This is a genomic window from Roseateles sp. P4_D2 (genome assembly GCF_056401875.1).
The window spans coordinates 103,986-123,511 of the sequence record NZ_JBFUIM010000014.1 but is presented as its reverse complement, the minus strand read 5'-3'; the positions used below and the strand labels follow the sequence as shown (position 1 = coordinate 123,511).

19 protein-coding genes are annotated in these 19,526 nt (G+C 68.5%); 9 read left to right on the top strand and 10 right to left on the bottom strand.

Features of this window, described 5'->3' with window-relative positions; translation table 11 throughout:
- Positions 1-17: 17 nt before the first annotated feature.
- From AC1DW0_RS23185 to AC1DW0_RS23150, 8 genes are all read right to left on the bottom strand, one after another.
- Positions 18-695 (bottom strand): lectin, encoded by a 678-nt coding sequence (locus AC1DW0_RS23185; protein ID WP_477948257.1) that lies wholly within the window; start codon positions 693-695, stop codon positions 18-20.
- Positions 695-1,150 carry a c-type cytochrome gene (locus AC1DW0_RS23180; protein ID WP_457351572.1) on the bottom strand — a complete coding sequence of 152 codons (456 nt, stop codon included), beginning with the start codon at positions 1,148-1,150 and terminating at the stop codon, positions 695-697. Before AC1DW0_RS23180 ends, AC1DW0_RS23185 begins: the two co-directional genes overlap by 1 nt.
- A gap of 27 nt (positions 1,151-1,177) precedes the next feature.
- Entirely contained in the window at positions 1,178-1,747 is a 570-nt protein-coding gene (locus tag AC1DW0_RS23175) for a peroxiredoxin (RefSeq protein WP_477948255.1), read from the bottom strand.
- A complete protein-coding gene (locus AC1DW0_RS23170) occupies positions 1,744-2,130 on the bottom strand; it encodes a hypothetical protein (RefSeq protein WP_477948253.1) in 387 nt (128 codons plus the stop codon). Before AC1DW0_RS23170 ends, AC1DW0_RS23175 begins: the two co-directional genes overlap by 4 nt.
- Positions 2,127-2,510: a hypothetical protein gene (locus AC1DW0_RS23165; protein ID WP_477948251.1), complete on the bottom strand. Its 384-nt coding sequence runs from the start codon at positions 2,508-2,510 to the stop codon at positions 2,127-2,129. The genes AC1DW0_RS23170 and AC1DW0_RS23165 overlap by 4 nt, the downstream gene beginning before the upstream one ends.
- A gap of 524 nt (positions 2,511-3,034) precedes the next feature.
- A complete protein-coding gene (locus tag AC1DW0_RS23160) occupies positions 3,035-4,471 on the bottom strand; it encodes a DUF1501 domain-containing protein (protein ID WP_056193078.1) in 1,437 nt (478 codons plus the stop codon).
- 12 nt (positions 4,472-4,483) lie between these two features.
- On the bottom strand, positions 4,484-6,955 hold the full coding sequence (locus tag AC1DW0_RS23155; RefSeq protein ID WP_477948249.1) for a DUF1549 and DUF1553 domain-containing protein: 2,472 nt from the start codon (positions 6,953-6,955) through the stop codon (positions 4,484-4,486).
- A gap of 151 nt (positions 6,956-7,106) precedes the next feature.
- Positions 7,107-9,707, bottom strand: a complete 2,601-nt coding sequence (locus tag AC1DW0_RS23150) for a TonB-dependent receptor (protein ID WP_477948247.1) — start codon at positions 9,705-9,707, stop codon at positions 7,107-7,109.
- A gap of 335 nt (positions 9,708-10,042) precedes the next feature.
- On the opposite strand from AC1DW0_RS23150, the gene AC1DW0_RS23145 reads away from it, so the two are divergent.
- Positions 10,043-10,534 (top strand): rhodanese-like domain-containing protein, encoded by a 492-nt coding sequence (locus AC1DW0_RS23145; RefSeq protein WP_056193147.1) that lies wholly within the window; start codon positions 10,043-10,045, stop codon positions 10,532-10,534.
- Entirely contained in the window at positions 10,509-11,183 is a 675-nt protein-coding gene (locus AC1DW0_RS23140; protein ID WP_477948245.1) for a cytochrome b/b6 domain-containing protein, read from the top strand. Before AC1DW0_RS23145 ends, AC1DW0_RS23140 begins: the two co-directional genes overlap by 26 nt.
- Here the strand turns inward: AC1DW0_RS23140 and AC1DW0_RS23135 are convergent.
- Positions 11,180-11,728 (bottom strand): Rossmann-fold NAD(P)-binding domain-containing protein, encoded by a 549-nt coding sequence (locus tag AC1DW0_RS23135; RefSeq protein ID WP_457322631.1) that lies wholly within the window; start codon positions 11,726-11,728, stop codon positions 11,180-11,182. The genes AC1DW0_RS23140 and AC1DW0_RS23135 overlap by 4 nt on opposite strands.
- Positions 11,729-11,916: 188 nt before the next feature.
- On the opposite strand from AC1DW0_RS23135, the gene AC1DW0_RS23130 reads away from it, so the two are divergent.
- The 7 genes from AC1DW0_RS23130 (at position 11,917) to AC1DW0_RS23100 (ending at position 18,683) form a co-directional block, all read left to right on the top strand.
- Entirely contained in the window at positions 11,917-12,660 is a 744-nt protein-coding gene (locus tag AC1DW0_RS23130) for a Crp/Fnr family transcriptional regulator (RefSeq protein WP_056193065.1), read from the top strand.
- 129 nt (positions 12,661-12,789) lie between these two features.
- On the top strand, positions 12,790-14,481 hold the full coding sequence (gene ggt / locus AC1DW0_RS23125; protein WP_477948497.1) for a gamma-glutamyltransferase: 1,692 nt from the start codon (positions 12,790-12,792) through the stop codon (positions 14,479-14,481).
- Between the two features lie 67 nt (positions 14,482-14,548).
- Positions 14,549-15,148 carry a TVP38/TMEM64 family protein gene (locus AC1DW0_RS23120; RefSeq protein WP_082532430.1) on the top strand — a complete coding sequence of 200 codons (600 nt, stop codon included), beginning with the start codon at positions 14,549-14,551 and terminating at the stop codon, positions 15,146-15,148.
- A gap of 43 nt (positions 15,149-15,191) precedes the next feature.
- Positions 15,192-16,331: an MFS transporter gene (locus AC1DW0_RS23115; protein ID WP_457390284.1), complete on the top strand. Its 1,140-nt coding sequence runs from the start codon at positions 15,192-15,194 to the stop codon at positions 16,329-16,331.
- A gap of 58 nt (positions 16,332-16,389) precedes the next feature.
- On the top strand, positions 16,390-17,166 hold the full coding sequence (locus AC1DW0_RS23110) for a class I SAM-dependent methyltransferase (RefSeq protein ID WP_477948242.1): 777 nt from the start codon (positions 16,390-16,392) through the stop codon (positions 17,164-17,166).
- A gap of 49 nt (positions 17,167-17,215) precedes the next feature.
- On the top strand, positions 17,216-18,007 hold the full coding sequence (locus AC1DW0_RS23105) for a DUF2520 domain-containing protein (RefSeq protein WP_477948240.1): 792 nt from the start codon (positions 17,216-17,218) through the stop codon (positions 18,005-18,007).
- A gap of 121 nt (positions 18,008-18,128) precedes the next feature.
- Positions 18,129-18,683, top strand: a complete 555-nt coding sequence (locus tag AC1DW0_RS23100) for a protein phosphatase CheZ (protein WP_056193051.1) — start codon at positions 18,129-18,131, stop codon at positions 18,681-18,683.
- Here the strand turns inward: AC1DW0_RS23100 and AC1DW0_RS23095 are convergent.
- A complete protein-coding gene (locus tag AC1DW0_RS23095) occupies positions 18,680-19,501 on the bottom strand; it encodes a M90 family metallopeptidase (protein ID WP_056193048.1) in 822 nt (273 codons plus the stop codon). The genes AC1DW0_RS23100 and AC1DW0_RS23095 overlap by 4 nt on opposite strands.
- Positions 19,502-19,526 lie beyond the last annotated feature (25 nt).

Here is a 19,526-nt window from a genome sequence, read left to right as displayed (position 1 = left end):
CACCGGCCTTTACATCTTCAGTTGGCCGCGAAGCAGTAGAGCAGGCCCGCGCCACCCGTCGCTACCAGCTTGGGCTGGCTGCAGCCGCGGCTGGCGTGGGCGGAGTTCCAGGAGGCATTGCCGCCGCCGGTGCGATCGAAATGGCCGAGCTGCACCGAGCCATCCTCGGCGCCCGACGAGTAGTTGCGGCAGGTCTTGTCGGCACCCTCGGGGAAGGCACGGCCTTCGGGCGTGGAGCCGGTGACGATGTCGTGCTCGTTGGGCGTGTCGCCAGCGGCTTTGGGACGCTCGCCCTTTTCGGTGAGTGCCGTGTTGCGGGTCAGGTTGCTGCCGAGTTGGGCCTGCTCCAGCGTGTCGCCGTGCAGGTGAGCCACGTCGCGGGCGATGACCTGGCCGCGCACATTGGTCCATGGGCCCTTGCCGATGCGGTCGCGGGCGTTGACAGCGCCGGCGCCTTGCGTGCTGAGGTAGGCGCGCCAGGTCTTGTAGGGGTTGCCCACGGACTCGGCGAGCTTCTGGCAATGGGCATCGGCGCCTTGGAGGCCGCCGTAGTTGGCACCGTTGCCGCCGCCGGTGCTGGTGACGAAGAAGGTGAAGGGTGGCGGCGGCGGCGCGCTGGCGGCCGCTACAGGCGGGGTCTGGGCCTGGACGCCGACAGCGGCGAGCAGGGCGGCGGAGCAAAGTAGAGCCTTCATCAGTTGCTGTTCCTGTAGTCGTCGTGGCAGGCCTTGCAGGTCTTCTGCAGGGCGGCGAGCTGGGCCTTGATGGCGGCCACGTCCCCGCCCTGGGCGACGCGGGCGAGTTCATTCGCTTCCTTGCCGAAGGCGGCCTGGGCGGCGGCGGCGCCGGCGGCGTCGCTGAAGAGCGTCGGCTTGACGCTGGTGTCATGCCAGCCCTTGCCGGTTTCGGTGGAAGCCGGGAACAGCGAGGGCAGGCCGCCGTTGGCAACCGCGGCAATCGTGTTGGCTGCGCGGATGACGTCGTCCTTGTTGTACGTGCCGTCGACGTTGGCCTTGACGCGGCCGGTGTTCCAGCCGATGACCTGGTAGGCCGACTGGCGCCACTTGATGAGCTGCTCGGGCTTGGGGGCCTGCTGGGCCTGGGCGGTGTTGGCGAGCAGTGCGGCTGTGATGATGAGGAGTCGTTTCATCGTTGTGGTGGGTGGTTGGGGAAGGGATCAGCGGCCGGCCAGGCGTTCGACCTCGGCAAGCGCGGCGGCCACGTTGGCCGCGGGCGCCAGGCCGCCGACGGTGGCGACGACGCGGCCCTCGCGACTCAGGACAAAGCTGGTGCGCTCGGCGCGAGCGTGGGTGATGTCCTGGCCCTTGGTCGTCTTGCGGCCGGGCGGTGTCGCGGTGGTGGCGATGTCGAAGGCGCGGGCGATGTGGCCGTCGGCATCCGAGGCGACGGCGAGCTTGCCGGCGCAGGTCTCGGGGTCGGCGGAGAACTCGCGCAGCCGGGCTATGCCGTCGCCGGATACGCCGATGACGGTGGCGCCGGCGGCCGTGAAGCGGGCCAGGTTCTCTGCGAATTCATGGGCCTGCAGATTGCAGCCGCCGGTGAAGGCCGCCGGGTAGAAGTAGACGACGACGGGGCCTTTAGCGAGGGCATCCTTGAGTTGCAGGTCGACGGTCTTGCCGGCCAGGGCTGCGGTGGCCTGGAAGTCGGGCGCTGCGTCACCGGGCTTCAACGCGGCGTGGGCGCTGGCGGCGAGCGCCAGCAGGGAAAGGGCGAGGGTCTTTTTCATGGCAGGGGCTTGTAGGGGTCGTGGCAGTCGTTGCAGGCGAGGGCGATGGCGCGCGCGGCGCCCTTGGCGCTGGCGACATCCCCAGAGGACAGCGCCGTGGTGATGGCGGCGGCCTGGCGCTCGCCTTCGCGCGAGAAGCCGACCGCATCGGCGGCCGGGTAGTCCTTCTCGAAGAAGGCCGTCATGTCGGCATAGAGCTTCTGCAGGGCCTGGGCATCGACCGCGGCCTCGTCGTGGCGGCCGGCGCCGAGGGCCTTTTGCACGCTGACCGACTTGTGGTCGATGGAGCGCATCCAGATGCCGAGGTCCAGCTTGGAAGCGGCGTGGCAGAGCGGCGCGACGAGCAGGGCGATGGAGATGAGGAAGGGAGCTTGCTTCTTCATTTCTTGGTCTTGTAGACCTCGTGGCAGGCCTTGCAGCTGCGCGTCAGGTCGCTGAGTGCGTCTTGCGCGGCGTCGTAGTTGCCGGCCTCGACGGCGGCGGCAATGGCCTGCGCGTGGCCCTGCGACTTGCGCGCGAAGTCGACGCCGCGGGCCGCATCGGGCTGAGCCGTGTAGTGGGCGCCGACCTGCTGGAAGAAGCGCGCGAGTTCACGCGCCTCGTCCAGGGCCTTGCGGTTCTGCAGGCTGACGTTGGAGTCGAGATCGCGCAGCGTGTCTTCGGCCGTACGCATCTCGTCGGCGGTGAGCTCGGCTTGGGCGGCGAGGACGGTGGTGGCGATCAGCAGGGGGATGAGGGCGGTTAGCGCCGGGTACGTTTTCATTTGTTGGATGTCTTTGCAGAGGTCCTTATGACTCGTGTGCAGTGCCGCGGGAATCCGCCCCGCGAGGGCGGGTAACTTTTCTCTGACGCGCCAGAGAAAAGTCACCAAAAGAGGAGCACTCAATGCAATCCGCACTCGAGCAGGATGGAGCGCTCGCGTTGCTCGGAACTGGACGGCGCCTTCACGCGACCCGCTGCGCTCTCGCTGCTGTCCTTGTCACCAATCGCCCGAGCGACGCTGTCTTCGGTTTTCTGGTGAGCCCGGCGTGCAGCCGCGCGTTAACGGGCGGGATGTGGCGATGTTTGGTGCTCGTCATAGGGACAGCAGCGAGAGCGCAGCGGATCGCGTCGGGGCGCGGTGCAGGTGGGCGTTTTCGCGCGCCGTTGATGGTGGCGTGGCGAACGAGTGCGGTTCAGGGCCTCTTCTTTGGTGACTTTCTTCTGGCCCCGCAGAAGAAAGTTACCCGGCCGCCGGGACGGACTCCCGGCAATGCACCGGTGAGCAGCAATACACGCCAAACCAGACTAAGCCAAGATCTCCTTGATCACATCCCCAAACACGGTGGTCGCCTTCTCCGCCCGCCCTTGATGCGCAAACACCAGCTTCTTGTGGTTCAGCCCCAGCTGATGCAGCAGCGTCGCCTGCAGGTCATACGTATCGATCACCCCGGTCTCCGCACGCAGCCCGATCTCATCCGTGCCGCCATACGTCCCCGGCTTGATACCACCCCCAGCGATCCACTGCGTGTAGCCCCACGGGTTGTGATCCCGCCCGTTGCCGCTCTGCCCATACGGCGTGCGCCCGAACTCCGACGCCCAGACCACCAGCGTCGTCTCCAGCAGCCCCCGCGCCTTCAGGTCCGCCAGCAGGGCGCCCACCGGTTGGTCCACCTGCTTGCACATCACCGCGTGGTTTTTCTCCAGGTTGTTGTGGGCGTCCCACGAGTCCACGCTGTTGTCCGGCGCGCCCGAGATGACGTGGATGAAGCGCACGCCGCGCTCCACCAGGCGGCGGGCGCGCAGCAGGGCCGTGCCGTACTCGTCGGTCTCCTTGGTGCCGATGCCGTAGGCCGTCTTCGTGGCCGCGGTTTCCTTGGCCAGGTCGACGGCTTCCGGCGCCGAGACCTGCATGCGGTAGGCCAGGTCATAGCTCTTGGCGCGGGCGATCAACTCGGTGTCGCCGGGGTAGCGCTCGGCGTGCTCGCCATTCAGGGCGCGCAGCAGGTCGAGCTGGGCGCGCTGCTCCTTTTCCGTGATGCCGTCGGGGCGGGCCAGGTGCAGGATGGGCGAGTCGCCCTTGCGGAAGGGCGTTCCCTGCAGGGCGGCGGGCAGGAAGCCGCTGCTCCAGATGACGGCGCCGCGGCCGCCGCCGGCCGAGCCCACGCCCGTGGGCAGCACGACGAAGGCCGGCAGGTCGGGGTTGGCCGAGCCCAGGCCGTACTGCACCCACGAGCCCAGGGCAGGGCGGCCAGGCACCAGGCCGGCGGTGTGCAGCTTCAGCGACGCGATGACGTGGGTGCTGCCCTCGGTCTTGCTGCCCTTCAGGAAGGCGATGTCGTCGGCCTGCTTGGCGATGTGGGGCAGCAGGTCCGACACCCAGGCACCGCTTTCGCCATGCTGCTTCCAGGTGCGCTTGCTGGCGTAAAGGTTGCCCACGCCGCCGTCGGTGGCCGTCTTCAGGTCCTTGCCGAAGCTGTCGGGCAGCGGTGTGCCGGCCAGCTTGATCAGTTCGGGCTTGTGGTCGAACAGGTCCAGCGTGCTGGGCGCGCCGGCCATGTGCAGCCAGATGACGGCCTTGGCCTTGGCCGGGTGGTGGGGCTGGCGCGGCAGCGTCGGGTCGAAGAGTTCGCTGGCGAAGGCGGATGAGATGCCGCCGAAGCTGCCAGCGCCGAAAGCGGCGAAGGTGGCGGCACCGGCGTGGCCGAGGAAGTGACGGCGGGAATGATCGTGAGAGTGGCTCATGGGCTGACCTCTTTAGAAGCGATAGGTGAATTCGTTGGTGTTGACCAGCGTGTGGACGAGGTCGACGAAGGCGGCGGCGCGGGCCTTGTTCTGGCCCTTGACGGAGGCGCTGGCCGTCGGCGTGGCGGCCACGGCCGTGCCACCGCCGTCATCCGCAGCGTCGTCGCCGCCATCGCCCTTCCTGCGCTTGGCGGCTTGCTGATCCAGATAGGACAGGAAGGCCGTGCGCTCGTAGCGGTCGGGCTCGCGCTTGTAGGCCGCCTTGTAGAAGCCGTCGATCTGTCTGGCGAGCTTGGGGTCGACGCCCCAGCCCTCGGGCAGATGCGGCTTCTTGACCTCGCCGGCCTGGGCCGTCTGCAGGGCTTCCTGAGCGTTCAGGAAGGCGACCAGCTTCGTCTTCTCCGCGGCCGTGGGCTTGCGCGAGAACAGGATCTCGTAGACGCGGTCGATCTGCGCGGACTCACCTGCAGGCGCCTCCTGGATGACACGGCCGGCCAGAGCCTGGCTCCAGCCCAGCACGAGGTCGCTGTTGACCAGGGCCAGGGCCTGTGGCGCCGTCGTCGTCACGTCGCGCTTGAAGTGAGGGGACTGTGGGTTGGCCCAGTCGAAGGTCTCCAGCAGCGGATAGGGCGAGTTGCGCAGCACGAAGACGTAGAGGCTGCGGCGGTTGTGGTCGCGCGGGTCCTCGGACGTCTGCCAGCGGTTGCGCTGGCCGCCGATGTCGAAGTTGGGCGGAATGGGCGGGTAGACCGACGGGCCGCCGCGCTTCTCCTCCAGCAGGCCGGACGCGGCCAGCAGCGAGTCGCGCAATTGCTCGGCCTCCAGGCGCTGGCGCGGGAAGGCCCACAGCAGCTTGTTGTCCGGGTCCTGCTTGACCTCACGAGCCTGGCTGGCCTGCCGGTAGGTGCTGGACAGCAGGATCTGCTTGTGCAGCGTCTTCACGCTCCAGCCGTTCTTGACGAAGTCGGCCGAAAGCTTGTCGAGCAGCTCGGGGTGGGTGGGCTTGGTGCCGGTCTTGCCGAAGTCGGCGCTGGTCTCGACGATGCCGCGGCCGAAGAACTGGGCCCATTGGCGGTTGACGAAGACGCGGGCGGTCAGGCCGTTGTCGGGGCTGACCAGCCAATTGGCCAGGGCCGTGCGGCGGCCCGACGACGTGGCCGTCGGCGCAATCTTCAGCGAGGCGTCGGTCAACAGGGCGGGCAGGCCGGGCTGCACCTCCTGCAGCGGTCGGTCGTAGATGCCCTTGAAGAGGACCTTGGTGGGCGGTGCGTCGTTGCCCAGCTCGACGATGGTGGAGACATTGCCCGGATCCTTGGGCTTGAGGGCGTCGAACTTCTTCAACTGCGCCGTCAGCACCTCGTACTTGGCGTAGGCCTCCTTGTCCTTGGTCTTGAGCTGGTTCTCGGCGTTGCGCGTGCGGCCCGACAGGGTCCACAGGTTGCGGTGGTAGATCCAGCGGTCGTAGGCATTGCGCTCCGATGCCGGCTTGTTGATGGACTCGCGCGTGGCCGGCACGAAGCCCGACAGGCGATCGGTCTCGAGCTTCTCGATGATGGGCTTGAGCAGCGCGTCGCGCTGTTCGCGGATGTCCTTGGTCGCGTCTTCCCACTTGGCCAGCTGGGCGTCGTAGTCGGCCTTGGCCTTGCCCGTCAGCGGCGAGACATCGTCCTTCCAGCTGGTGTTGGCGAAAAAGGCCTGGAACTCGTAGTACTCCTTCTGCGTGATCTTCTCGGTCTTGTGGTCGTGACATTGGGCGCAGCCCAGCGTCGTGCCCAGGAAGACGGCCGAGACCGTGTCGGTCAGGTCGTTGGCGACCTCCTGCTTCTTCAGGTTCAGGTCGCGGGCGTTGATCTCGTCGGGCAGGTTGCGCAGGAAGCCGGTGGCGATCAGGGCCTCGGTGCGCTCGGGCCAGAGTTCGTCGCCAGCGATCTGTTCCTTGACGAAGCGGTCGAAGGGCTTGTCGGCGTTGAAGGCGTTGACGACGTAGTCGCGGTAGCGCCAGACGTTGGGCCGCGTGCCGTCGGTGTTGTAGCCGTCGCTGTCGGCGTAGCGGCTCAGGTCCAGCCAGCGGCGCGCCTGGCGCTCGCCGTAGCGCGGCGAGGCCAGCAGGCGCTCGACGAGCTTTTCATGCGCCTTGGGCGACTTGTCGGCGACGAAGGCGTTGACCTCCTCGGGCGTGGGCAGGATGCCCCAGGCGTCGAGCGTCGCGCGGCGGATGTAGGCGTGACGGTCGGCCTCGGGCGAGGGGGCGATGCCTTGCGCCTCGAGCTTGGCCAGCACGAAGGCGTCCAGCGGCTGGCGCACCCAGGCCTTGGCCTTGGTAGCCGGCGTGGCGACTTGCGTGTTCAGCGGCGTGTAGGACCAGGGGCGCTCGCTGCCCTTGGTGAAGCCGCCGGGCGGCGCGTAGTCCTCGGCGGGGCTGAGGGTGGCAACGCCGGCCAGCAGGGCGGCGAGAGCAAGAGGGGCGATCCGGAACTTGGGCACGTAGGTCTCCCGGGGAAATGGCAAAGACGGAACTGAAGGGGTCAGCGCAATAAACGCGCCAGCGAAAACGGCGCGAATCGGGCCAAAAGAAGGGCAGATTTGCGGTGGCGCCAACAGCGCTGTTGAAACGCTGTTGACGGATCGACAGCGCTTACAACCTGGCCATGAACTGGATGCCCACGCTGCGCGGGATGGCCGGCGTGTAGCTGGTGCTGCTGATGGAGCGCACCGTGTCGTCGTTGAACAGGTTCTTGACGATCAGGCTGACGTTGAAGCTCTTGTTGCGCGTGCCGAAGCCGATGCCGGCGTCCACCGTCGTGCTCTTGGGCACGATGGAATAGGCCGAGAGGCTGACGTCCGAGTAGTAGGACGAAGAGAAGGCCACGTTGCCGGTGTAGTTGACCTCCTTGTCGCCCCAGACCGGCTGGCGGTAGTCCACGCCGATGTTGCCGGTGTACTTGGCCGCGCCCGCCAGCGGCCGGCCGCTGATGTCGGTATAGGGCGCGGAGCCGGGGTAGGCGTCCTCGATGCGCTGGGCGGCGTTCGGGAAGGACTTGTACTTGGCGTCGTTGTAAGCGGCCGAGAAGCGCACCGTCAGGTCGCGGATGCCGCCGTAGACGCCGTCGATCTCCAGGCCCTTGACCTCGACCTTGGGCGCGTTGCCGGTGGCGCTGGTGTAGTAGCGGGTGCCGTCGTTGGTCTGCGTCGTCGTGTAGACGTCCAGCACGCGCACGCTCTGCTGGTAGTTCTTGATGCGGGTCTGGAAGACGTCGGCGTTCAGGATCAGCGTCTTGTTGAACAGCGCCGACTTGAAACCCAGCTCGAAGCTGTCGGTCTTCTCGGGTTCGACGGGCGAGGACACGCCGTTGACGAACTGCGCGATGCCAGCCTTCTCGCCGTGTTGCAGCGAGGCATAGCCGGTCAGGTCGCGGTTGAACTTGTAGCTCGGGCTCAGCACCCAGGCCGGTTGCGTCTTCTTGAAGGGCTCGGCCTCGGTGGTGGGGAAGAGCACGCCGATGTTGGCCTGGCGGATTGCCTTGGCATCGGCGACCTGGCGGCGTTGCGCGGCGCTCAGGGCAGCGTAGGTCGGCACGTTGAAGTACTTGGCCGCCGTGGCGTTGGCCAGCGCGATCTGCTCGGCCGTGTTGCCGGCGGCGAGGTCGCCCGTCGCGTTGGTTGCGAAGCCGCCCAGGGCGACGCCGTTGACGCTGACCGGGTTCAGCTCGGGCGCGCTGCCGTCGCTGGTGATGCGGCTGGTGCCGGTGTTGCGGCGGTCCTCGCGCGTCAGGCGGGCGCCGGTGGTCAGCGTCAACGCCTCGCTGAGGTGCCAGTTGGCCTGGGCAAAGATGGCCGCGCTCTTGTTGCGGATGTCCTGCACGCCGGTCGGGCTGTTGTAGGAGGCCTTCACATTGGCCAGGCTGTTGCGCAGCAGGTCGCGGCCGGCGGCGTCGGCGTCCAGTCGGGCGTACTGCGCGTTGTTGGCGAACCAGGCGCCGGCGTCGTTGCCCCACCAGCGGCGGTAGTCAGCGGTGTTGTCCACCTTGATGAAGTACAGGCCCGCCTGGTAGTCGACGAAGCCACCGGGCGCGGACGTCAGGCGCAGCTCCTGCGTGGCCTGGCGGTAGTCGTTCCAGAAACCGCCGGCATTGCGATAAACGTCGAAAGGCGTCGCGTCGTCGTTCACCGCGTCGAAGTGATAGCTCTTGTAGGCGGTGATCGACGTCAGCGTGTGGCTGCCGAGCTGCCAGTTCAGGTCGGCTGTGGCGCCCGAGCTGCCGGTCACCAGCGGGCGCACCGAGTCGGTGGTCAGGAGGTTCTGGTAGTCGGCGAGGGAATAGCCGGTGTTGTCCTTGAACCAGCGGCGGCCCAGGCGCTGCTCGTTGGTCACCGTCGTGATGGGGGCGCCGTTGGAGTAGGTCGTCGGCGGGTTGATGACGGGGAAGCTGCGGCCGTTCGTCGTCTCGCCGGCGCGCGGCTGCAAGTCGAAGGCGAAGCGGGCCTTGAAGTCGGGCGAGGGCGTGACGAGGAACTGCACGCGGCCGGAGATGCGGTCGGTGTTGGTGTAGCTGACATCGCGGTTGTAGGCGTTCTTGATGTCGCCGGCGCCCTTGTTGGCGGAGAAGGTGCCGCGCCAGGCCAGCAGGCCGTCGACGATGGGGCCGCCGATGGCGGCGGTGGCGAACAGGCCGTCGCGCTGGCGAAAGCCCAGTGTGAAATCGGCCGTTGGCGTGAAGCTGGGGCGCTTGGTGGTGAAGATGATGTTGCCGACGCTGGCGTTCTTGCCCAGCAGCGTGCCCTGCGGGCCGCGCGTGACCTCGACGGTGTCGATGTCGACGAAGTCGAAGCTCGACGTCAGCGCGTTGTAGGCGTAGGAAACGCCGTCCACGATGATGCCCACGCTCGGGTCCTGGGCCTCGGTCTGGCCGATCTTGCCGATGCCGCGGATGGAAATGGAGCTGGTGCGCTGGTTGCCGAGGTTCCAGCTGACGTTGGCGGCGCGCTTGGTGATGTCGTCGATGCCGACCGAACCGAGGCGGTCCAGCTCGGCGCCCTGGATGACGGAGATGGACAGCGGCACGTCCTGCAGCTTCTCGATGCGGTTGCGGCTGCGCACGGTGACGGCCCCGAGGGCCTGGGTGTTGTCCTCGGCCGGCGCGGGCGCGGCGGCTTCCTGGGCGAGGGCACTGCCAGCAGCGAGGGCGGCGATCAGCGCGGTCAGTGGATGCGGGCGAAAGCGATGTTGGGTCGTCATGGAATGGAGTGATCGATAGGGCGGGGTCGGGCACTTCATTGCAGGGAGCGTGCCCAATACGCTGGGCGTCTAAGCAATTGCGCTTCGCGTTGGCAGGCGGCGTTTTGGCGGTTTTCATGGCCCCGTTGCGAGTCGTGCGTGTGATCGCGCAGTGGGTGCTGTTGCTTGTTGAACAGCAGGTCAGCAAATCGTGCGGCCTGGAACACAGCCACAGAGGCACAGAGGCACAGAGAAATTCATGCCTGTCCTCTGTGTCTCCGTGTCTCTGTGGCTTGTTTGCGTTCTGGCACGGAAGCTGCGCTGTGGGCGAGGTCTGCCACTCCTTTGACCTCATCATGAAAACACTGCACGCACTGGCCGTTGGCGCTCTGCTTAGCCTGACCGCCGTCGCTCACGCCCAGACGGCCGCTTCAGCGCCGGCCGCAGCCGCCGAATGGAAATACAAGACCCCGCGCCTGAAGGCGGCCGAGGTCGACGCCCTGCTGGCCCAGCCGGACAAGCTGCTGGTGCTGGACCTGCGCCGCCCCGACGAGCTGATCAAGTACGGCAGCTTCCCGGCCTTCCTCAACATCCAGAACAAGGATCTCGAAAAGCACCTGGCCTACTTGCCCAGGGACCGCGCCATCCTGACCGTCTCCAACCACGCCGTGCGCGCCGGCCGGGCGGGCGACCTGCTGGCCGAGAAGGGCTATCGGGTTGCGGGTGCGACCGGCAGCGAGGACTACGAGCAGGAAGGCGGCAAGGCCGTGGCCCATATCCAGCCCCCGGCGCCACGCGCACAGGCGGCTGCCGGAAGCACCGATGTCGCCGCAGCTCGCCAGCCCTGAAGGCACGGGCGAGGTCCCGGTCTGGGACCTGCCGCTGCGCGTCTTTCACTGGGCCCTGGTGGGCCTGGTGTCGGCGGCCATAGCGACGGGTCTCGCCGGTGGCGCCTGGATGAGCTGGCATGCCCGTGCCGGCCAGGCCATTGCGGCTCTGCTGGTGTTTCGCCTCGGCTGGGGGCTGTGGGGCACGCGCTATGCACGCTTCGCGCAGTTCTGGCCCGCGCCCACGCGCCTGTGGGCCTATCTGCGCGGGCGCTGGCAGGGCCTGGGCCACAACCCGCTGGGCGCGCTGTCCGTCTTTGCCGTGCTGGCGCTGCTGCTCACCCAGGTGCTCACCGGCCTGTTCGGCAATGACGAGATCGGCTTCGCCGGGCCTTGGTCGAGTTGGATCGAGGAAGACCTGAGCCTGAAGCTGACCGGCTGGCACAAGCTTGCGGCCAAGCTGCTCTATGCCTGGCTGGGCCTGCACCTGGCGGCCATTGCCATCCATGTCTTCATCTGCCGCCAGCCGCTGCTGCGAGCGATGTGGCGGGGCCATCAGCCCGGCGCTCCGGCGGCCGCGGCCGAGCGGTCACGGCTGGGCTGGGTGCTGCTAAGCCTTGGCCTGGCGGCGGCGGCCTGGAGCCTGCTGTGGGCGTCGGGGCGTTTCTAAGCCAGCGCACCGCTCAGCACCGCCTGCAGCAGAAGGTGGTGGTTGCGGGCCACCGCCTCGGCCGGCAGTGGGTGGGTGGGCGGGGCGAGCGGCATCGGCAGCGCCGCATCGCCACTGAGATCCTGCCAGGTCATCAGCGCCGCCAGCATCTGCAGCGGGTGGCCCGGCGAGGCGATGCCGTTGAAGACCGGCACGCCGGCGTCGCGGTCGAGCTGGCGCAGGTCGGCCTCGGCCACGCCCTGGCATTCGATGGCGTCATAGAGCTGGCCGAGCAGTCCGGCCATGTCGCGCGGGTCGCGGCGGTCGGCCAGGCCGGGGCTGGTCGCGCGAACGCGCGCCACCTGCGCGCCGAGCTCGGTGGCGGCGAGGAGAAAGGCCTCGGCTTCGAGGCTGGCGTGGTCGTCGCTGAGCAACGCCAGGTTCTTGCCGCGCAGTGGCGCACCCGGGCCGGTGCCGCGCTTGAACTGCCGAGCCCGGCCGATCAGCGTCAGCAGGTCGTCGCGCGTCAGCCCTTCCAGTGACCAGAGAGATTTGTGTTTGAGCATGGCATTGGGTGCATGTCCGGCAAGGCTAGGCGGTACAGCGCGGACCGGGCCTGACGCAGATCAAGTACGCACGGCTGTTTACCAACGGTTTACCGAGCGTTACCCAGTGATGTGCGCCATTGCTCGGCAGTTGTTGGCCGGTTTCTACGCTGCTGTCCATTGCCACACGCCGCCCAGGACACCCCGAAATGCTGACCGCCACGATGACTCCCGCCGCCGCCCATCCCACCTTGCGCGCGCCGGCCGCCGCGCCCCAACGCATTGCCGACACGCTGCAGGGTCTGCAGGCCCACGTGGACATCAGCCGCCGCGTCCTGCACGCCGGCGACCGCGTCTACCGCACGGGCGACGCGTTCGCCAGCCTGCATGTCATCAACTCGGGCTTCTTCAAGACCCTCAACCTCGCCGCGGATGGCCGCGAGCAGGTCGTTGGCCTGCACTTCAAGGGTGATTGGCTCGGCTTCGACGGCATTGCGACCGGCCGCTACGGTTGCGACGCCATCGCGCTGGACACCGGCGAGGTGTGGAGCGTGCGCTACGACGCGCTGCTCGCTGCCTGCGCCCGCCATGCACCGCTGCTCGGCCTGTTGCATTCGGCCATGAGCCGCGAGATCAGCCGCGACCGCGACTCCCTGCTGTCGTTGTGCACGCTGTCGGCCGATGCCCGCGTGGCCGACTTCCTTCGCTACTGGGCCGACGCCATGGCCCAGTGCGGCCTGCGCAGCGACCAGATCACCCTGCGCATGACGCGCGCCGAGATCGGCAACTACCTGGGCATGACGGTGGAGACGGTCAGCCGCGCGCTGACCAGGCTGGCTCGCGAGCAACTGATCGCCTTCACCGAACGTGGCCGCCGCGATATCTGCATCCCCGACGTGGCGGCGCTGGGTGCCTACGTGCAACGCGGCGTCGCCCGGACGCTGCTGCAGTGACTCAGCGCGCCGCGCGAACCAGGGGAGTGGCAAGCGCCCGGTGGCGCAGTAAGGTCGCCGTCATCGAAGACACCCGGACGGAGCTTCCGCATGACATTGGCGTTGAAACTGCAATCGCGTTCCCTGGTGATGGTGGCCGCACTGCTCACGGCGGGCGTGGCCCAGGCGGCCTCGCAGGCCCCGGTGGCAGCCGAGAACGGCATGGTGGTCACGGCCCAGCACCTGGCCACCCGCATCGGCGTGGACGTGCTGAAGGACGGCGGCAACGCGGTGGATGCGGCCGTGGCGGTGGGGTATGCGCTGGCGGTGGTCTACCCCGCGGCGGGCAACCTTGGCGGCGGCGGCTTCATGACCGTGCAGCTGGCCGATGGCCGCAAGACCTTCCTGGACTTCCGCGAGAAGGCACCGCTGGCTGCCACGGCCAATATGTACCTCGACAAGGACGGCAACGTCATCAAGGGCCTGAGCACGCTGGGCCATTTGGCGGTGGGCGTGCCGGGCAGCGTGTCGGGGCTGGAGTACGCACTGGGCAAGTACGGCACGATGAAGCGCGCCGCGGTCATCGCGCCGGCCATCCATTACGCGGAGCTGGGCTTCGTGCTCGACCAGGGCGACATCGACATGCTGCACGCCGCCACCGACGATTTCCGCAAGGACCCGGCCACCGCGGCCATCTTCCTGAACAAGGGCGAGCCTTTCCAGGTCGGCCAGAAGCTGGTGCAAAAGGACCTGGCCACCACGCTCAAGGCCATTCGAGACAAGGGCGAGGCGGGCTTTTACAAAGGCCCTGTGGCCGCCGCCATCGTCGCCTCCAGCCAGGCGGGCAAGGGCATCCTGAGCGCCGCCGACCTCGACCAGTACAAGACGCGCGAACTGCCGCCTGTGGAATGCAATTACCGGGGCTATCACGTCGTCTCAGCGCCGCCACCCAGTTCGGGCGGCGTCATCATCTGCGAGATCCTGAACATCCTGGAGGGCTACCCGCTCAAGGAACTGGGCTTTCGCTCCGCGCAGGCGGTGCACTACCAGATCGAGGCGATGCGCCACGCCTACGTGGACCGCAACAGTTACCTGGGCGACCCGGATTTCGTCAAGAACCCGCTGGACCGGTTGCTCAGCAAGGACTACGCGGCCCAGCTGCGCGCCGTCATCGCGCCGAACAAGGCCGGCGTCTCCAAGGACATCAAGCCCGGCGTGTCGCCGCACGAGGGCAGCAACACCACGCACTACTCCATCGTCGACAAGTGGGGCAATGCCGTGTCGGTGACCTACACCTTGAACGACTGGTTCGGTGCCCGAGTCACCGCGGCCGGGACCGGCGTGCTGCTGAACGACGAGATGGACGACTTCACCGCCAAGGTGGGCGTGCCCAACCTCTACGGCCTGGTGCAGGGCGAGGCCAACCGCATCGAGCCGGGCAAACGGCCGCTGTCGTCCATGAGCCCCACCGTCGTCACCAAGGACGGCAAGACGGTGATGGTGGTCGGCACGCCGGGCGGCAGCCGCATCATCACCGCGGTGCTGCACACGATGATCAACGTCATCGACTACGGCATGGACGTGCAGGAGGCGACGGACGCGCCGCGCTTCCACCAGCAGTGGCTGCCCGAAGCGACCAACGTCGAGGCCTTCGCGCTGTCGCCAGACACGCGCAAGATCCTCGAGGGCTGGGGCCAGAAGTTCGCCGACCCGCAACCCGCCAACCACCTCGCCAGCATCCTGGTTGGCGCGCCCAAGCTGGGCGGCAAGCCGGTGGGCAAGAACCGCTACTACGGGGCCAACGATCCGCGGCGCAATTCCGGGCTGGCGGCGGGCTACTGAAGGGCCCTCACCGGCCCGCCCGACCCGCCGATACTTCCGGCTCCAAGAAGCCGCCCAAGCCCAAGCGTTGAAGCCTGCCGACACCACCACCCCCGCGCCCGCGCCTCAGCGCTGGCGCTGGCTGGCGGTTCTGCTTTTCGTGGTGCTGCTCTGGGGCGTCGTCGAGGTCACCGGCCTGCGCCAGCAGATCAGCCTGCAGGCCGTGCGCGAGGGTTTCGCCCAGCACCGGCTCTGGGGCTTTGCAGCCTTCACGGCGATGTTCGTGCTGGCCAACCTGGCACACATTCCCGGCGCCTTCTTCCTCGCCGCGGCGGTGCTGGCCCTTGGGCCGGCGTGGGGCGCGTTGACGACCTATGTCGCGGCCTGCATCGCCTGCACGGTGACGTTTGTCGTCGTGCGCGCCCTGGGTGCCGACGCGCTGCGTGAGCTGGACAACCGGCTGGCGCGCCGCCTGTTCGCGAAGCTGGACGCCCATCCCGTGCGCAGTGTCGTGCTGCTGCGCACGGTCTTCCACTCGGTGCCGGCGCTGAACTACACGCTGGCGCTGTCCGGCGTGCGGCTGCGCGACTATGTCATCGGCACGCTGCTGGGCCTGCCCCTGCCCATCCTGGTCATCACGACGCTGTTCGACACGCTCGCCGTCTGGATGGGGTGGGCCGCGCATTGACCCCGGCCTGGCAGGGCCTCGCGGCGCTGGCGATGATGGAGTGATGACCTCGTCCACCTCCCGCCAGCTCTGGCTGCTGGCCCTGGCCAATTTCGCCATCGGCATGGGCGCCTTCGTGGTCGTCGGCGTGCTGTCGCCGGTGGCGCTGGCCTTCGGCGTCGACCGGGCGCAAGCCGGTGCGCTGATGAGCGTCTATGCCGGCACCTATGCGGTCGCCTCGCCGCTGCTGGTGGCGGCCACTGGGAGGCTGGACCGAAGGCGGCTGATGTCCATCGGCCTGGCATTGTTTGCGCTGGGTGCCGTGATGGCCGCGCTGGCGCCCAGCTTTGCGCTGCTGCTGGCGGCACGCGCCGTGATGGCCCTGGGCGGCGGCCTGGTCACGCCGGTGGCCGCCTCGGTCGGCGTCGCGTTGGCCGGGCCGGGCCAGCAGGGCCGGGCCCTGGCTATCGTCTTCGGCGGGTTGACGCTGGCCCAGGTGCTGGGCATTCCGGCCGGCGCCTGGCTGGGCTATGCGCTGGGCTGGCAGGCGGCCTTTGTCGTCGTTGCCGTGCTGACCTTGCTGAGCCTCGCCGCTATGGTGGTGGCCCTGCCGGCCGGCATCGCGGTGCCGGTGGCCAGCCTGAAGAGCCTGGGCGCCGTGCTGCGCAGCGGCCGGCTGATGGGGGCAGTGGCCTTCACGGCACTCTTCATCGGCGCGCTCTATGTTTGCTACACCTTTGTGGCGCCGCTGCTGGAGTCCGTCTACGGTCTCAGCCGCGACGGCGTGACCGGCATGCTGCTGCTGTTCGGCCTGGGCGCCGTCGCCGGCAATGCGATGGGCGGCCGACTGACCGACCGCATCGGGTCGCGCCGCACGCTGGTGCTGCTGTGCCTGGCACAGTGCCTGCTGATGCCGGCGCTGACCCTGCCGACCTGGCCGCTGGCGGTGATGGGGGCGCTGGTCTTCACCTGGAGCGTGTTCGGCTGGAGCTTCATGGTGCCGCAGCAGGCGCGGCTGGCGGCGCTGGACCCAGCCCAGCTGCCGGTGCTGTTCGCGTTGAACGCCTCGGCCATTTATGTCGGTGCGACGCTGGGCGCCAGCGTGGGCGGCATGGTGCTGAAGGGGCTCGGCCTGCATGCGCTGGGCCTGTTTGGCGCCGCGCTGGCCCTGCTTGGTCTGGCGTCTTTGGCATTCCGTCGCTGACCTTGGACAGGGGCCGACGAGCACCGGATACTGGCTGTTCCACAAGGAGACACTCCCTATGAAGACTTGGCTGATCGCCACTCTCGCCACTTCCGCCATGTTTGCTGCTGCGGGCGCACAAGCTCACGACGCCGACCCGCTGAAGGCCGCCGTTGCCGCCGACAACCGCTTGGTGGGCAATGTCGCCCGCGATGCACAACGTCACCCCTACGAAACGCTGAGCTTCTTCGGCATCAAGCCGACCGACACCGTCGTCGAACTCGCCCCGGGCGGTGGTTGGTTCACCGAGATCCTTGCCCCCTATCTGCGCGAAGGAGGTCAGCTCTATGCGGCCGACGGCGGCAGCGCGCGCTTCAAGGCCAAGATGGATTCGATGGGCGTCTACGGCAAGGTCAAGATCACGACCTTCGACCCGGCCAAGGGCGTGTTTGACATCGCCCCGGCCGGCAGCGCCGATGCGGTGCTGACCTTCCGCAATGTGCACAACTGGATGAACGGTGGCACGGCCCAGGCCGTCTTCGACGCCGCTTTCAAGGCGCTGAAGCCTGGCGGCACGCTGGGGGTCGAGGAGCACCGCCTGCCGGTCTCGCGCACCCAGGACCCCAAGGCCCCGAGCGGCTATGTGCAGGAGGCCACCGTCATCAAGTTCGCCGAGAACGCGGGTTTCAAGCTTGCCGGCAGGAGCGAGGTCAACGCCAACCCCAAGGACACGGCCGACCACCCCGACGGCGTCTGGACGCTGCCGCCGACCTATGCGCTGAAGGACAAGGATCGCGCGAAGTACCAGGCCATCGGTGAGAGCGACCGCATGACGCTGAAGTTCGTCAAGCCCTGAGAAGGCATTCGCACCTTCTTCGCCCGCGCGTCCACTCATGAGACATGCCGTGATCGGATACGGCCGGCTGGCCAGGGCGCTGGTGCCGGCGTTCCGAGCGGCGGGCGAGGAGGTTGTCGTTGGTCGGCGCTCGCCGGGTGAAGGCGAGTTCGCAATGGCCGATGCCGCCCAGGCGGCCGACTGGGTCTGGCTGACAGTCCCCGACGATCAGATCGCCACGACCGCCGCCGCCTTGCCGTGGCGCGCCGGCCAACTGGGCCTGCATTGCAGTGGCGCGACGCCGCTGGCCGCGCTGGGCCCGGCGCCGGCCGCGGCAGGCTTTCACCCGTTGAAGTTGCTGGCGGGCGACGTGGGCCTTGCCGGCGTGCATGTCGGTATCGAGGCGGATGCAGCACACCGGCCAGCGCTGGAAGCACTCGCTCACGCGCTGGGCCTGGTGCCACTGGCGTTGCCGTCGCCGATGACAGCCCAGGCGCGGGCTGCCTATCACGCGGCGGCCAACCTGGCCGCCAGCGGCGTGCTGGCCGTGCTGGCCGAAGCCCAAACGCTGTGGGCGGCCGCTGGACTGGCGCGGGCCCAAGCCCTGCCGGCTCTGGTGCCGTTGACCCGCGGCGCGTTGGACACGGCTCTGGACCGTGGCCTGGCCGGTGCCGTCTCGGGGCCTGTCGCGCGCGGCGATACCGGCGTGCTGGGCCGCCATCTGCAGGCGCTGGCGTCTGCCGGGCTGGACGCCGACCTGCTGCTGGCCCTGGGCCGGCGCCAGCTCCTGCTGGCCGAGCAAGCCGGCCGCATGGACGTGACGCAGGCCGCGGCTTTGCGCGCACTGCTCGCGGCGCCCTGAATTGCAACCCGCGTGACAAAGGCCGCGTTCGGCCACCGACCGCGCAGTTGCGCACTGGGGAGGCGCTTCTAAACTGGTTGTAGCCCCGTCGCTGCTGCCGGGCCCATTCAGGGAGTTCCACATGTCCGACGCGTCCATCCAGGCCATGATCCGGGCCGACGCCGCCCAGATCCTGCATGACGTGGTTGACGAGTTGCCCGATGCGCGCGAGCGCCTGGCCTATGTGCGCAGCATGACCGAGCAGGCGGCCACCAAGGTGCTCAACCTGGTGGAAGCCGCCCAGGACGACGCCGAGGCCGTGCGCAAGAAGGGCCGCGAGCTGTCCGACGCGCTGAACCGCCTGGCCCTGTCCAGCAACATCAGCGCCGACCGCGCCCGCGCGCTGATGAAGCTGTGCGCCGCCTACGCCGCCGATGCCGCAAGCTTCGCCGCGCGCGAGAAGTCGCTGCACACCGAGATCATGATGTCGCAGGACTTCCAGGATCTCTCGGGCCAGGTCATCAACAAGGTCAGCAAGATGCTGGAGCGCGCCGAGCCGCCGCTCAAGGATCTTGTCCAGTCCCTGCCCGCACCGGCCGCTGCTGCCGTGTCCGCCGAGCTCGGTGGCGTGCAGACGCCCGACAAGGCGCTCAAGCAGGACGACGTGGACGATCTACTCGCCAGCCTCGGCTTCTAGTTCCAGCTCGCCGGGTCCAGCCGGTAGTAGCCACTGAGCTCGCTGTACAGCGCCGGGTGACCTGCGGCCAGCTCGATCGGCCGCTCGAAGAACAGCTCGCTGATCACCGCGAAGAATTCCGCCGGGTCGGTCGCACCATAGGCGTCGATGAGCCCCGGCTCGCCGCGGGCCAGCCGCCAGCGCAGTGCATCGAACTCGTTTTGCATCACCGTCGACCAGCGCCGGTAGGCCTCGGCTGACGGCAGTGCCGGCGCGCCATTGGCCGGGCCGCCCGCCTGGTCGAGCTGATGCGCGAACTCGTGGATGACGACGTTGTGCCCATCGCCCGGCGTGGCCGCACCACGCTTGACTTCATCCCAGGCCAGCAGCACCTGGCCCTGGCTCCAGCTCTCGCCGGCCAGCACGCGGCGCTGGTCTGACAGCACGCCGCCCGATTCGGTCACCGGCCGGTCGACGACGAAGGCGCCGGGGTAGACCAGCACCTGGCGCAGCTCCGGGTAGACGCCGCGCGCCGCACCCAGCAGCGGCAGGCAGGCCAGGGCCGCGACGGTGACGCGGATCTCGTCCGTCACGCGCAGGCCACGGCAGCCGAGGATGGGTTTCTCGGCGAGGAAGACCTGCATCAACCCTTTCAGGCGCAGTTGCTGGCGCGCCGGTAGCCGGGACACCAGCGGCACATGGCGGCGCAGCAGGCGCCGCCACGACTGCGGGAAGGGGCGGCTGGCGATGCGCTCGCGGCGGCGGCGCACCCACAGCGGCCACATCGCGATACCGGCGGCGGCGAGCAGGACGAGGCAAAAGCAGATGAACAGCGGCATGCTGGGCAACTGGGCCCGGCCGCAC

Excerpts from the sequence above, each read along its gene's own strand:
- AC1DW0_RS23095 (WP_056193048.1), bottom strand. The coding sequence starts at position 19,501 with ATGCCGCTGTTCATCTGCTTTTGCCTCGTCCTGCTCGCCGCCGCCGGT.
- AC1DW0_RS23150 (WP_477948247.1), bottom strand. The coding sequence starts at position 9,707 with ATGACGACCCAACATCGCTTTCGCCCGCATCCACTGACCGCGCTGATC.
- AC1DW0_RS23160 (WP_056193078.1), bottom strand. The coding sequence starts at position 4,471 with ATGAGCCACTCTCACGATCATTCCCGCCGTCACTTCCTCGGCCACGCC.
- ggt (WP_477948497.1), top strand. The coding sequence starts at position 12,790 with ATGGTGGCCGCACTGCTCACGGCGGGCGTGGCCCAGGCGGCCTCGCAG.
- AC1DW0_RS23170 (WP_477948253.1), bottom strand. The coding sequence starts at position 2,130 with ATGAAGAAGCAAGCTCCCTTCCTCATCTCCATCGCCCTGCTCGTCGCG.
- AC1DW0_RS23115 (WP_457390284.1), top strand. The coding sequence starts at position 15,192 with ATGACCTCGTCCACCTCCCGCCAGCTCTGGCTGCTGGCCCTGGCCAAT.
- AC1DW0_RS23175 (WP_477948255.1), bottom strand. The coding sequence starts at position 1,747 with ATGAAAAAGACCCTCGCCCTTTCCCTGCTGGCGCTCGCCGCCAGCGCC.
- AC1DW0_RS23180 (WP_457351572.1), bottom strand. The coding sequence starts at position 1,150 with ATGAAACGACTCCTCATCATCACAGCCGCACTGCTCGCCAACACCGCC.
- AC1DW0_RS23140 (WP_477948245.1), top strand. The coding sequence starts at position 10,509 with ATGTCGCCGCAGCTCGCCAGCCCTGAAGGCACGGGCGAGGTCCCGGTC.
- AC1DW0_RS23110 (WP_477948242.1), top strand. The coding sequence starts at position 16,390 with ATGAAGACTTGGCTGATCGCCACTCTCGCCACTTCCGCCATGTTTGCT.
- AC1DW0_RS23100 (WP_056193051.1), top strand. The coding sequence starts at position 18,129 with ATGTCCGACGCGTCCATCCAGGCCATGATCCGGGCCGACGCCGCCCAG.
- AC1DW0_RS23135 (WP_457322631.1), bottom strand. The coding sequence starts at position 11,728 with ATGCTCAAACACAAATCTCTCTGGTCACTGGAAGGGCTGACGCGCGAC.
- AC1DW0_RS23165 (WP_477948251.1), bottom strand. The coding sequence starts at position 2,510 with ATGAAAACGTACCCGGCGCTAACCGCCCTCATCCCCCTGCTGATCGCC.
- AC1DW0_RS23185 (WP_477948257.1), bottom strand. The coding sequence starts at position 695 with ATGAAGGCTCTACTTTGCTCCGCCGCCCTGCTCGCCGCTGTCGGCGTC.
- AC1DW0_RS23130 (WP_056193065.1), top strand. The coding sequence starts at position 11,917 with ATGCTGACCGCCACGATGACTCCCGCCGCCGCCCATCCCACCTTGCGC.
- AC1DW0_RS23145 (WP_056193147.1), top strand. The coding sequence starts at position 10,043 with ATGAAAACACTGCACGCACTGGCCGTTGGCGCTCTGCTTAGCCTGACC.